Source organism: Streptomyces sp. NPDC002467, from assembly GCF_042889825.1.
Taxonomy (GTDB): Bacteria; Actinomycetota; Actinomycetes; order Streptomycetales; family Streptomycetaceae; genus Streptomyces.
Window position 1 is genome coordinate 89,733 of sequence record NZ_JBIARJ010000018.1, and the last position, 12,333, is coordinate 102,065.

Below are 12,333 nucleotides of genomic sequence, written 5' to 3' on the forward strand. Positions count from 1 at the left end.
ACGCGGGCGGCGGTTCTGCCGTTACGGGGCCTTGGCAGGCATCCACGGGCCCTCTCAAGGCCCTCTACGGGCCTTCCACGGGCCCTCGCAGGGCCCCTTCCGGGCGCGTTTCCGGTCGGGCCCTTCTCAGCGGCGCTCGTGCGGCCCCGGCAGCGGCAGCTCGAACCAGACGACCTTGCCGCTGCTCAGCCGGGTCGCACCCCAGCGCCGAGCCATCCGGTTGACCAGGAACAGACCGCGGCCGCCCTCGTCGGTGTCCCGCGCCCGCCGCTGGCGCGGCAGCTGCGGAGAGTCGTCGCCGACCTCGCAGCGCAGTACGTCCGTCCGCAGCAGCCGTAGCGTCACCGGCCGCTCCGCGTACCGCACGGCATTGGTGACCACCTCGCTGACCAGCAGTTCGAGGGAGTCGCTCAGCTCCTCCAGACCCCAGCGGGTCAGAGCCCGGCGCGCGAACCGGCGGGCCCGGCCCGGAGCCGTCTCCTCCGGGTCCAGGAACCAGTACGCGACGTCACTGGGCGCGATCCCGTCGAACCGGGCCGCGAGCAGCGCGATGTCGTCGTCCCGGTCGCCCGGGCCGAGCATGTCCAGCACGTCGTCGCACAGGGCCTCCAGCGGCGGCGGGTGGTCCAGGCCCGTCAGCTGGGCCGTCGTGGCCAGCCGCTCCCGGAGCAGCTCGATGCCCGTCCACACGTCCCGCAGCCGCGACTCCACCAGGCCGTCGGTGTACAGCAGCAGGGTGGCCCCGGCCGGGGCGTCCAGCTCCACGGCCTCGAAGTCCACGCCGCCGACGCCGATGGGGGCGCCCGGAGGCACGCGGAGCACCTCGGCACGACCGCCCAGGTGCAGCAGCACCGGCGGCGGATGGCCCGCGTTGGCGATGGTGATCCGGTGCGAGACCGGGTCGTAGACCGCGTACAGGCAGGTCGCCATGCGGTCCGAGCCGAGCCGCTGCGCCTGCTCGTCGAGGTGGTGCAGCACCTCGGCCGGCGGCAGGTCCAGCTGCGCCAGGGTCTGGGCCGTGGTGCGGAGCTGACCCATGATCGCGGCGGAGGTCATGGAGTGCCCCATGACGTCGCCGACGACCAGCGCGACCCGGCTGCCGGGCAGCGGTATGGCGTCGTACCAGTCCCCGCCGACCCGGGCCGTCTCGGCGGCCGGCAGGTAGCGCGAGGCGAGCCGCACCCCGGTGGGCTGGGGCAGGCTGTCGGGCAGCATGGTGCGCTGGAGCTCGTCCGCGATGTACGCCTCGCGGCCGTACAGCACGGCCTTGTCGATGCCGAGCGCGGTGTGCGTGGCCAGCTGCGCGGCGACCAGCAGGTCGTTCTGCTCGAAGGCCGGCCGCTCCGGGCTGCGCAGGAACACGGCCGCGCCGATCACCCGGCGGCGGCCGCGCAGGGGCGCGAGGACGGCCCGGTTGCCGCGCGGCACCGGGTGCTCCGATCCGAGCAGCTCCGCGAGGGCCTCCTTGGCGCCGGCGGCGGACCCGAAGACGGGCCGTACGCCGCGCAGCACCTCGGCGAGCGGGCCGCCGGAGCGGATCTCGCACAGCTCGGCCGCGGGCAGGTCACCCTGCGGGCCGAGCAGCGGGAGCTGACTGAAGTCGAGCTCGCCGGCGGCCCCCGCGGCCCCGGCGCCCTCGACCGCGGTCAGATCGTCGATCGGCCGGAGCCGGTCGGTGCGACGCAGCCTTAAAACGACCGGGCCGACGGGGCGCTCGTCGCCGACGGGAAGCGGGTCGCGCAGGTAGACGAGGATCGCGTCGGAGAACGTCGGGACGGTGGCCCGGCACAGTCCGAGCACGATCTCGTCGAGGTCGATGCCGCGGGCGATCCGGCGCGTGGCGGCCCCGACGAACCGCAGCCGGTCGCCCTCGCGGCGCGCGGCCGTGACCTCCCCGCCGGGGAGCCCGCCCTTGCCGCCCCCGGCCGAGTCGCCGCCGACCTCGCCGAGCGGTCGCGGAGCGGCGCCCGCGTTCCGCGCGGCCGCGCCGTCCCGTACCCGGTCGGTGTCGCCGCCCGCGGCGTTCGGCGAGTTCGCGCCGTCCCGTGCCCGGGCCGGGCCGTCCCCGGACGACGCATCGTCCTCCCCGCGGGTGCGGGGCTGCTCGGCGGCCGCACCGCCCGCGGCGTTCCGCGCGGCGGCGCCGGCCTCACCCCGGGGGTGGGGGAGTCCGCCGCCACCCGCCGCGGCGCGGGCCGCGCGGGCATCGGAGGCCGCCGTGGCGGCGGCCGGGTCGGCGGGGCCGGCGCCCGTGTCCGGCGCATGCGTGCGCACGGCCTCGGCGGCGATCGGCGCCTTGCCGTGGCCGGGCTCGTCCGTACCTCCGCCGGAGGCGACGGGCTGCGGGCCCTCCTGGGAGGTGGGGTACTCCGTCACGCGTGGAATTCCGTCCGTTTGCGCTCGATGTGCGCTGCACTCAACTCGGTCAGTCGCGGTATACCCGCTCAGCGGCCGCGGCACCACCGCCCCGCGCTTCCGGGTCCCCCTCGTTACTTCTCGCCCTGCCTCGACCTCCGGTCAAGTACCGCGCGTAACACGACACTTACGGAACCACGTACCGCTCGCACAGCCGGCGACGCGACCTCGCGGAGAACGATCCTACGTTTGAACCCCGGGGGCGCATCAAGGGTCTCATGAGGTCATATGCGCCGGGGTGCGGTCCCAGTCCTCGGGCAGGACCGGAACCGTCCATGCCGGATCGGGCCGCCAGTCCTCCCAGCCGTCGCCGAACGGAGGCCCCCAGGCCTTGATCACGTCGACCGCGTCGCGCCCCGCCGCCAGCACCCGCTCCGCCTGCTCCGGGTCCATCAGCCCGGAGTGCTGCGCCTGCGCGAACTCGTCCTCGTCCAGCCACTTCCACGTGCGGTCCGGGTAGACGGAGATGTCGAGGAAGTGGTCCTCGGAGTCCACCCCGCCGGACCAGCGGGTCCGCGGCGACTCCAGGTTCACGTACCAGTTCTTGAACCGCCAGCCGCGCTCCCAGAACAGCCACACCGACCAGGGCTCCCCGGGACGGGCCAGCTTCAGCACGCCCGCGCCGAACCAGCGCGAGCGCACGGTGGTCCGGGGCGCGGTGTAGCGGGTGGCGAGCGGCTCCGCGTGCACCGGCGTGCCGTCGGCCAGCACCGGCTTGACGCACTCGGTGCCCGGGGCCATCCAGACGGCCAGCAGGTCCTCGGTGTCCCGCACCACGGTCACCGGGCGGCAGATGTGCACGCCGCCCGTCGGCCCCGGCGCGTGGTCGCGGTAGCGCCAGAGGATCTGCTCCCCGGGCGCCCAGCGCGTGCCGTGCGGCGCGCCACCACTCGTGGGCCGGAAGGTACCTGTCATGCGCAGATCTTAGGTCCGGGGCCCCCGCGCCCGCTGCGGTGCAGGTCACGGAGGTGGTCGGGGACGGTAAACGACCGAATCCGGCCCCTCGCCGAAGCCCTCCGTCCCCCGTCCGCCCCCGACCGCGGCCGACTCAGGGGTGCGTCATCCGCAGCACGTCCAGGGCCTCGTCGAGCTGCTCCACCGTGAGGTCGCCGCGGTCCACGAAGCCGGACTCCAGGACGACCTCCCTGATCGTCTTGCGTTCGGCGAGGGACTTCTTGGCGACCTTGGCGGCCTCCTCGTAGCCGATGTAGCGGTTCAGCGGGGTCACCACGGAGGGCGAGGACTCGGCGTACTCCCTGGCCCGGGCGATGTTGGCGGTGATCCCGTCGACCGTGCGGTCCGCGAGCAGCCGGCTCGCGTTCGCGAGCAGCCGGATCGATTCGAGCAGGTTCTTCGCCATCACCGGCAGCATCACGTTGAGCTCGAAGTTGCCGGCCGCGCCCGCCACGGCGACGGTCGCGTCGTTCCCCATCACCTGCGCGGCGACCATCAGCACCGCCTCCGGAACCACCGGGTTGACCTTGCCGGGCATGATCGAGGACCCCGGCTGGAGATCCGGGAGGTTGATTTCGGCCAATCCCGTGCGCGGCCCGGAGGCCATCCAGCGCAGGTCGTTGCAGATCTTGGTGAGGGAGACGGCGACCGTGCGGAGCATGCCCGAGGTCTCCACCAGCGCGTCCCGCGCCCCCTGGGCCTCGAAGTGGTCGCGCGCCTCGGTCAGCGGCAGCCCGGTCGCGGCGGCCACCTCGGCGATCACCGCCGCGGAGAACCCGGGCGGGGTGTTGATCCCGGTGCCCACCGCCGTGCCGCCCAGCGGCAGCTCCGCGAGCCGCGGCAGGGCCGCGTGCAGCCGCTCGACGCCGTAGCGGATCTGGGCCGCGTACCCGCCGAACTCCTGGCCCAGGGTGACCGGGGTCGCGTCCATGAGGTGCGTCCGGCCGGCCTTGACCACGTGCTCGAACTCGGCGGCCTTGCGCTCCAGCACGATCTCCAGGTGCCGCAGTGCCGGGATCAGCTCGTGGGTGACGGCGGCGGTGGCGGCGATGTGGATGGAGGACGGGAACACGTCGTTGGAGCTCTGCGAGGCGTTGACGTGGTCGTTGGGGTGGACCTGCACCCCGTCCATGCGTTCGGTGGCCAGGGTGGCGATCACCTCGTTGGCGTTCATGTTGGACGAGGTCCCGGAGCCGGTCTGGAAGACGTCCACGGGGAAGTGGTCGTCCCAGCGGCCGTCCGCGACCTCGGCGGCGGCGGACCGGATCGCCGCGGCGATGTCCTCGTCCACGACGCCGAGCCGCGCGTTCACCACGGCGGCCGCGGCCTTGATGCGGGCGAGCGCCTCGATGTGGGCGCTCTCCAGGCGCTGCCCCGAGATCGGGAAGTTCTCCACCGCGCGCTGGGTCTGCGCACGCCACTTGGCGTGCGCGGGGACCCGTACCTCACCCATGGAGTCGTGCTCGATCCGGAACGCTTCGGCCTGCTGGTCTTCGGTCATCTTCGTAGCCTCCTCAAAAAGTTGAGCAATTGTCTTGTTCGAAGTGTTCCCAACTCCCCTACCGGCCAGTAAATACCGGGGGTAACACCGACAGCCGGGGAGGCGTCCATGGCACGTGCACGTACGAAACCCATGCTCAGATCTACCTTCGCCGCGGTCGCGGCGATCGCGGCCGCCCTCGGGGGCGTCACCGCCATCACCCCGATGGCCCAGGCCGCGACGGTCACGGCCGCCACCGCGGGCGCGGCGACCCCGCTCTCGCCCGAGCTGGAGGCCATCCGCGCGGCGGAGGCCACCAAGATCTACGGCGACCCGGCCGTCCGCCCGCTCGCCGAGCGCAAGACCGGCCTGATCTCGCTCGGGGACAGCGAGATTTCGGGCGAGGGCGTCGGCAACTACGACCCCGCCACCAACACCTCGTCCAACCAGTGCCACCGCTCGCCGGACTCGGCGATCCACCGCACCGGGATCCCCGCCGACCTGACCTTCAACGTCGCCTGCTCCGGCGGGTACACCGGGAACATCCGCATCGGAGGCAGCAAGCAGTACGCCGACGAGCTGGTCCAGAGCGACAACCTCGCCATCAAGGCCCGCAACACGAAGATCAAGATGGTGCTGCTGGTCGCCGGCGCCAACGACGACCTCCAGTTCGGCCCGGTCATGACCGACTGCGTCACCCGCTGGGTGCTCAGCCAGGGCACCTGCGAGCCCAAGTACGGCCCGGGCTGGCAGGGGCGCGTCGACGGGCTGGGGCCCAAGGTCGAGGCCACCGTCGCGGACCTCAAGACGGTCATGCGCGACGCGGGCTACGCCGACTCCGACTACAAGCTCGTCGTCATGGGCTACCCCAGCCCCATCGGCCCCGACTTCTACGACAACCCGAACTTCCCCGGCAAGCTCCCCGGAGGCTGCGCGGGCTACGACTCCGACGCCGCCTGGGGCCGCAACTACGCGGTGCCCACCTTCGAGAAGGGCATGCGCGAGGCCGCCCGCAACTCCGGCGCGATCTTCCTCGACAACTCCCGGCTCTTCCATGGCCACGAGGTCTGCATGGAGGACACCTGGGCCCGCGGCCTCTACCTGGACCTCGGCGACCACTTCCCGTGGGACGAGAACACCGCCCGCCAGTCCTTCCACCCCAACTACCGGGGCCACGGCGCGTTCGCGTCCTGCCTGACCCAGCTCTACGACTCCGGCCTGCGCGAGGCCTCCTGCGCCGACCCCGCGAGCACCGGCACCCCGGTCCTCCAGGCCGGCGCGTGGGACTCCCTCTACGCACCCCTGAAGAACGAGGCGACCGGCAACTGCGTCGACGCCAAGGGCGGCTCCAGCGCCAATGAGACGGCCGTCCTCGGCTGGGACTGCCACGGCGGGCGCAACCAGGGCTGGTGGTACGACACGGCACGCAAGTCGGTCCACATCGAGCTCAGCCACGACCGCTGCCTCGACGCCCCCGGCGCCAACTACGGGGCCGGCACCGGCCTGATCATCTGGAACTGCCACGGCGGAGCGAACCAGCAGTTCGTCCGCGACGGCGCCACCATCCGCCCCGCGGCCGCCCAGGGCATGTGCCTGACCGTCGCCGCCGCCCACGACCCGCTGCGCCTGCAGCCGTGCAACGGCTCGGCGAACCAGCGCTTCGCGTAACCCCACACGACACCCCCGCCGAACATCCCCACGCGCACCCCCACACCCGGCCGGCGCACCCCGGCCGGGTGGCTCCAACTCCTGTGGCACGCTTGCCCGATGATCATGACCGCGATATCCGTTCTGCTGGCCCTCCCCGCCGTGGGGTTCGTCCTCGTCAAGGCCGTCCACCTGGCGGTGACCCGAAGACGGGGCATGAGCCGTACGGCCACCGGCCAGTGGACCGAGGCCGTCTGGGTGTGTGTGAGCCTCGCGGTCATCGCCTTCGCCTGGGGCAACCTGAGCGGCTTCGCCTCGCGCCCCACCCGTCCCTGCCTCAACGCGCTCACGGATCAGCGCGGCCCGCAGAGCTACCGCACCCCGGACGCCGACATCAAGATCGACCGGTCGTACTTCCCGGTGTCCACGGAGTGCACCTTCTCCGGGAGCGTCGTCGTGGAAGTCGTCCCGATCTGGGTCAACCCCCTGCTCATGGGCTCGCTGGCGGGCGTCGCGTACTGCACGGTGAGGGTCGTACGGTCCCGCCGGCAGGTCAGCGCGACTCCAGGAGCTTTCGGACCTCCGCCGGCCGGTTGGTGATGATCGTGTCCACGCCGAGCCGTACGCACAGCTCCACGTCCTCGGCCTCGTCCACGGTCCACACGCGCACCCGCAGCCCCTTGGCCTTCAGCCGCCCCACCAGACCCGGATCCCGCCGTACGAGGTCGATGCCGGGCCCCGCGTGGGTCGCGAACGGCGGTCGTACGGGCCGCACCGCCCGCTCGATCAGGTAGACGGCCGGCAGCCCGGGCGCGAGCCGGTGCATCCGCGTCAGCGCGTTCCGGGAGAAGCTCATCACCTCGACGCGGCCCGACGCCCCGTCCGCGAGCCCGTACTCCCGGAGCATCCGCGCCAGCTCCACCTCCAGCCGGCCCCCGGCCCTCGACGGGTGCTTGGTCTCCACGGCGAGCCCGACCGGCCGCTCCGCCGCCAGCGCCTCGCGCAGCAGGTCCTCGAAGAGCAGCACCCGCGCCCCGGCGTGCTCCTCGCCCTTCCACCGCCCGAAGTCGAGCGCGGCGAGCTCCGCGTACGTCATGGCGGAGACCACCCCCTGCCCGTCGGAGGTCCGCTCCACCCGCCGGTCGTGCACGCACACCAGCTTCCGGTCGGCGGTGAGCCGCACGTCGCACTCCAGCGAGTCGGCCCCGTCGGCGATGGCCTGCCGGTAGGCGGCCATGGTGTGCTCGGGGTGCTCGTGGGACGCCCCGCGATGGGCGACCACGCGGATGGCGGGGGTGGCGGGGAGGGGCTGTCGCGTCATGCCCCGACGGTATCCGGATGCGGTGGCGGCTCCGGCACCGCATGCTGCACGGATGGCTGAACTCCTGGGGACGACACACTGCGGCCCCTGCCCGCACTGCCGCCACGAGGCGTGGCAACGCATCGTCGACGGCAGGCTCAGGTGGGAGGAGTCGGAGTCCTGCGACGTCTACGCGTTCTACGCCTGCGGCGGTGGCTGGGGCCCGCCACCGCCCCGGGTCCGCGAGCGGATCGTCGCCGAGGAGGGCACGGTCCGTCTGGCCGTGGGCGGCCCGGACGGCCTGCCGTTGAAGGCCGTACGCGCCCTGTACGGTCTGACGCTCCCCGAGCTGCGGGAAGCGCGGGAGCACGGCATCGAGGCCACGCCGGTCGAGGCCCGTTTCCTGGCGGAGTCGGCCGCGGCCGGGCCGACTCCGGCCCCTCCGGCGTTCGAGGAGCGGGGTGCGGGGCGGAGCCCCGGTCTTTGAGCCGCACGCGGCGGCAACGCGTCCGGCGGGAGGACCGCTACGCCGCGGGCCGCGGGGAGAGGGGCGCCGGGGTGACCCTGAAGGTGCCCTTCGTGACCTCCGTGAAGGGGGCCGGGGCCATGCAGGTGCCCACCCGCGGCTCGGCCACCGTGCCGTCCGGCTTCACGTCGACGTTGGCGACGCCCCAGGAGAAGCCGAGGCGGTCGGGCTCGCCGCGCTGCCCGTCCTGGACGCTGATGCCGATCCGCTTGCCCTCCCAGCCGACGTTCGAGGACGTGACCACGGCCGTCAGGGTGGCGGTCCGGCCGCCCGTGACCAGGCAGTCGACCTCCGCCTCGGCGGTGCCGGTGAACCCGTTCTCCTTGAAGCGGTGGGAGATGGTCACCCGGCCCCGCGCGTCCGTCGGCAGCCCCTTCTCCAGGCCGGGCGCCGGGTACGGCTTGCTCCACGGGACCGACTCGGCCTCGACCGTGAAGCGGATGTCGTCCTCGGCGGAGTAGGGGAAGAAGATCGTGCCGCCCCCGTGGACGGAGGCGACCTTCGCCGCCGCCGGCGCCGCCGGGGCGGGACCGGCGGCGACCAGGGAGGCCACCAGGGCGGCGGCGGTCCCGGCGAGGACGAGGGCGCGGGTGCGGGTGTGCTTCTTCATCGTGAACTCCCGTGCTGCGTGGGCTGTTTGGGTACGGCAACAGCCTCGTAGGGAGCCCGACCGCCCGCCATCTGCCGATGGGTGGACATGTGCGAGGGCCCCTCCCCCGAACGGGGGAGGGGCCCTCGGCCAACGCGCCGCGGATTACGGGCTAGAGGCCCGGGCCGCGCACCGGGATGTGCGTGAACGTCGGCTCCGGAGCCGGGTTCTGGAAGAAGTCGTTGCCCTTGTCGTCGACGACGATGAACGCCGGGAAGTCCTCCACCTCGATCTTCCACACCGCCTCCATGCCGAGCTCCTCGTACTCCAGGACCTCGACCTTCTTGATGCAGTCCTGCGCCAGGCGCGCCGCGGGGCCGCCGATCGAGCCCAGGTAGAAGCCGCCGTGCGCGCCGCACGCGTCCGTGACCTGCTGCGAGCGGTTGCCCTTGGCCAGCATGACCTTCGAGCCGCCCGCCGCCTGGAACTGCTCGACGTAGCTGTCCATGCGGCCGGCCGTGGTCGGGCCGAAGGAGCCCGAGGCGTAGCCCTCGGGGGTCTTCGCGGGGCCCGCGTAGTAGACCGGGTGGTCCTTCAGGTACTGCGGCATGCCCTCACCGGCGTCCAGCCGCTCCTTGATCTTGGCGTGCGCGATGTCGCGCGCCACGACCAGCGGGCCGGTCAGGGACAGGCGGGTCTTGACCGGGTGCTCGGTCAGGGTCGCCAGGATCTCGTCCATCGGCCGGTTCAGGTCGATGGAGACCACGTCCGAGGACTCGTCCAGGTGGGAGTCCGTGGTGTCCGGGAGGAAGCGCGCCGGGTCCGTCTCCAGCTGCTCCAGGAAGACGCCCTCGGCGGTGATCTTCGCGACCGCCTGGCGGTCCGCGGAGCAGGAGACCGCGATGGCCACCGGGAGGGAGGCGCCGTGGCGGGGGAGGCGGACGACGCGGACGTCGTGGCAGAAGTACTTGCCGCCGAACTGCGCGCCGATGCCGATCTTCTGGGTCAGCTCGAAGACCTGCTGCTCCAGGGCCTCGTCGCGGAAGCCGTGGCCGAGCGCGGAACCCTCGCGGGGCAGCTCGTCCAGGTAGTGCGCCGAGGCGTACTTCGCGGTCTTCAGTGCGTGCTCGGCCGAGGTGCCGCCGACCACGATCGCCAGGTGGTACGGCGGGCAGGCCGCCGTGCCGAGCGAACGGATCTTCTCCTCCAGGAACTTCATCATGGAGGCCTCGTTGAGGACCGCCTTGGTCTCCTGGTAGAGGAAGGACTTGTTGGCCGAGCCGCCGCCCTTGGCCATGAAGAGGAACTTGTACGCGCCGCCGTCCGTCGCGTACAGCTCGATCTGCGCGGGCAGGTTCGAGCCGGTGTTCTTCTCCTCCCACATGGTGATCGGGGCCATCTGGGAGTAGCGCAGGTTCAGGCGGGTGTACGCGTCGTAGATGCCGCGCGACAGGGCCGCCTCGTCACCGCCCTCGGTCAGGACGTTCTGGCCGCGCTTGCCCATCACGATCGCCGTGCCCGTGTCCTGGCACATCGGCAGGACGCCGGCCGCCGCGATGTTCGCGTTCTTCAGGAGGTCCAGGGCGACGAACTTGTCGTTCGACGAGGCCTCGGGGTCGTCGATGATCCGGCGCAGCTGCGCGAGGTGCGCGGGGCGCAGGAAGTGCTGGATGTCGTGGATGGCCTCTTCGGCGAGCTTGCGCAGCGCCTCGGGCTCGACCTTGAGGAACGTACGGCCGTCCGCCTCGAAGGTGGACACGCCCTCCGAGGTCACCAGCCGGTAGGGGGTGGTGTCCTCGCCCAAGGGCAGCAGGTCGGTGTACGCGAACTCCGGCATCGTGTGGCCATTCCTCACTCGGCAGACAGCACTGGCGACCAATTGGCAGCGCGGTCATCCAGCGTAGGACCTCTCGACGCGGCCGTGGTTGTGAGGTAAGGCTCACTCGGGGCGCGCTCTGCGCCACTCGGGACTATCGCGATCTATCGCGTCTCGCTATGCTGACCGACGTGGACCTGGAAAAGCACCCCGCCGCCCCCGCCCCCGCCGCGTCCGAGCTGCGCGCCTCCGACGCCGACCGGGACCGGATCGCGCAGAGGCTCGCCGACGCCCTCGCCGAGGGCCGGCTGAACTCCGAGGAGCACTCGGAGCGCCTGGACTCGCTCTACGAACTCAAGACGGTCGGCGAGCTGGAGGCCCTCGTACGGGACCTGCCCGCGCCGGGCGCCGGCCAGGACCGCCCCGTGTACGGGGTGGGAGCCGCCGCGGCCGTGCCCGCCGGCTACATGGAGAACGTCGTCGCCGTGTGCAGCAGCGCCTCCCGCAAGGGTCGCTGGCGGCCGGGCGCGCACACCCGCGCGGTCTCGGTCATGGGCGACATCGAGATCGACCTCACCGAGGCGGTCTTCGAGCAGCAGGTCACCGAGATCAACGTGACGTGCGTACTCGGCAACGTGGAGATCAAGGTCCCGGAGAACGTCACCCTGCGCGGCTACGGCAGCGGGGTCCTCGGCAACTTCGAGGTGCGCGGCGAGAGCCGCGGGGAGACCGACCCGCAGGCCCCCGTCGTGATCGTCCGGGGCTTCGCCCTGCTCGGCAACATCGAGGCCCGCCCCAAACTCGGCGCCCGCCTCGTAGACCTGGCGCACAAGCTGCGCAAGCGGCTCGACGGCTGATCCCATTCCGCTTCCCGCTCCCCAACACGCCCTGGGAACAACGGGATTCGGCCGCAAGCGCTCTCGTAGGATCCGCTGCATGACCGTATCCAAGTGGGACCTGCTCGACCAGGCACACCAAGCACTTCGCGCCACCGTCGCCGCGGTGCCGGCCGACGGCTGGGACCGGCCGACGCCCTGCGAGCAGTGGAACGTCACCCAGGTGCTCCGGCACGCCGCCGGCGACCAGCTCGCCTACGCCTCCCGCCTCACCGGCGGACCCGGCCCGGACGAGGACCCGTTCGCACCGTCCGGCGCCCCGATCGGCGCCCCGGCGGGGCTGCTGGAGCCCGCTCTCGACGCGGCCGCCGAGGCCTTCGCCGGGGTCGTGCCCGGTACCGCGGAGGTCGCGGTGCCGCTGCCCCCGTTCACGGTGTCCGCCGAGATCGCCGTCGGCGCGGCCGCCCTCGACGCCGCCGTGCACGCCTGGGACATCGCCGTCGCCACCGGACAGCCGTCCCCGCTCCCCGCAGAGCTGGCCCGCGCCCTGCGGCCCGCCGCCGAGGCCCTCGCCGAGCCCCTGAGGGGCTTCGCCTACGGCCCGGCGCTGTCCGACGCGCCCTCGCCCGAAGCCGACCCGGCCGGGTCGCTGCTGGGCTTCCTGGGGCGCGATCCGGGCTGGGCGCCGAAGGGCGCCTGAGAGCCCCGACGGCAGGGGCACGTTTCGGACGAAGGCCGCGAGGCCGGTGGTGCACGGTGCATAGGGGCGC

At 72.8% G+C, this 12,333-nt stretch carries 11 protein-coding genes; 5 read left to right on the forward strand and 6 right to left on the reverse strand.

What is annotated here, in order from left to right; genetic code table 11:
* Positions 1–126: 126 nt before the first annotated feature.
* From ACFYYJ_RS31235 to ACFYYJ_RS31245, 3 genes are all read right to left on the reverse strand, one after another.
* Positions 127–2,376: a SpoIIE family protein phosphatase gene (locus ACFYYJ_RS31235; RefSeq protein ID WP_385365466.1), complete on the reverse strand. Its 2,250-nt coding sequence runs from the start codon at positions 2,374–2,376 to the stop codon at positions 127–129.
* Positions 2,377–2,631: 255 nt separating this feature from the next.
* Entirely contained in the window at positions 2,632–3,330 is a 699-nt protein-coding gene (locus ACFYYJ_RS31240; protein ID WP_385133660.1) for a DUF402 domain-containing protein, read from the reverse strand.
* A 133-nt stretch (positions 3,331–3,463) separates the two neighbouring features.
* Positions 3,464–4,870: a class II fumarate hydratase gene (locus ACFYYJ_RS31245; protein WP_385365468.1), complete on the reverse strand. Its 1,407-nt coding sequence runs from the start codon at positions 4,868–4,870 to the stop codon at positions 3,464–3,466.
* Positions 4,871–5,002: 132 nt separating this feature from the next.
* Between ACFYYJ_RS31245 and ACFYYJ_RS31250 the strand changes: the two genes are divergently transcribed.
* Together ACFYYJ_RS31250 and ACFYYJ_RS31255 are read left to right on the forward strand one after the other, a co-directional pair.
* Positions 5,003–6,517 (forward strand): ricin-type beta-trefoil lectin domain protein, encoded by a 1,515-nt coding sequence (locus ACFYYJ_RS31250; protein ID WP_389137425.1) that lies wholly within the window; start codon positions 5,003–5,005, stop codon positions 6,515–6,517.
* 99 nt (positions 6,518–6,616) lie between these two features.
* Positions 6,617–7,096, forward strand: coding sequence for a hypothetical protein (locus ACFYYJ_RS31255; protein ID WP_385133668.1), 480 nt, complete (start codon positions 6,617–6,619; stop codon positions 7,094–7,096).
* Here ACFYYJ_RS31255 and ACFYYJ_RS31260 read toward each other — a convergent pair.
* A complete protein-coding gene (locus ACFYYJ_RS31260; RefSeq protein ID WP_385133671.1) occupies positions 7,050–7,817 on the reverse strand; it encodes a glycerophosphodiester phosphodiesterase in 768 nt (255 codons plus the stop codon). The genes ACFYYJ_RS31255 and ACFYYJ_RS31260 overlap by 47 nt on opposite strands.
* A 52-nt stretch (positions 7,818–7,869) precedes the next feature.
* Between ACFYYJ_RS31260 and ACFYYJ_RS31265 the strand changes: the two genes are divergently transcribed.
* Positions 7,870–8,283, forward strand: coding sequence for a hypothetical protein (locus tag ACFYYJ_RS31265; RefSeq protein ID WP_389137427.1), 414 nt, complete (start codon positions 7,870–7,872; stop codon positions 8,281–8,283).
* A gap of 37 nt (positions 8,284–8,320) precedes the next feature.
* Here the strand turns inward: ACFYYJ_RS31265 and ACFYYJ_RS31270 are convergent, their stop codons facing one another.
* Positions 8,321–8,932: a hypothetical protein gene (locus tag ACFYYJ_RS31270; RefSeq protein WP_389137429.1), complete on the reverse strand. Its 612-nt coding sequence runs from the start codon at positions 8,930–8,932 to the stop codon at positions 8,321–8,323.
* Positions 8,933–9,083: 151 nt separating this feature from the next.
* A complete protein-coding gene (locus ACFYYJ_RS31275; RefSeq protein ID WP_385133679.1) occupies positions 9,084–10,748 on the reverse strand; it encodes a fumarate hydratase in 1,665 nt (554 codons plus the stop codon).
* A 170-nt stretch (positions 10,749–10,918) separates the two neighbouring features.
* Here ACFYYJ_RS31275 and ACFYYJ_RS31280 point away from each other — a divergent pair, with 170 nt between their 5' ends.
* Positions 10,919–11,584 carry a DUF1707 domain-containing protein gene (locus ACFYYJ_RS31280; RefSeq protein WP_389137431.1) on the forward strand — a complete coding sequence of 222 codons (666 nt, stop codon included), beginning with the start codon at positions 10,919–10,921 and terminating at the stop codon, positions 11,582–11,584.
* 79 nt (positions 11,585–11,663) lie between these two features.
* Complete coding sequence (locus ACFYYJ_RS31285; RefSeq protein ID WP_385133685.1) at positions 11,664–12,263, forward strand: TIGR03086 family metal-binding protein; 600 nt, start codon at positions 11,664–11,666, stop codon at positions 12,261–12,263.
* The last annotated feature ends 70 nt before the right edge of the window (positions 12,264–12,333 follow it).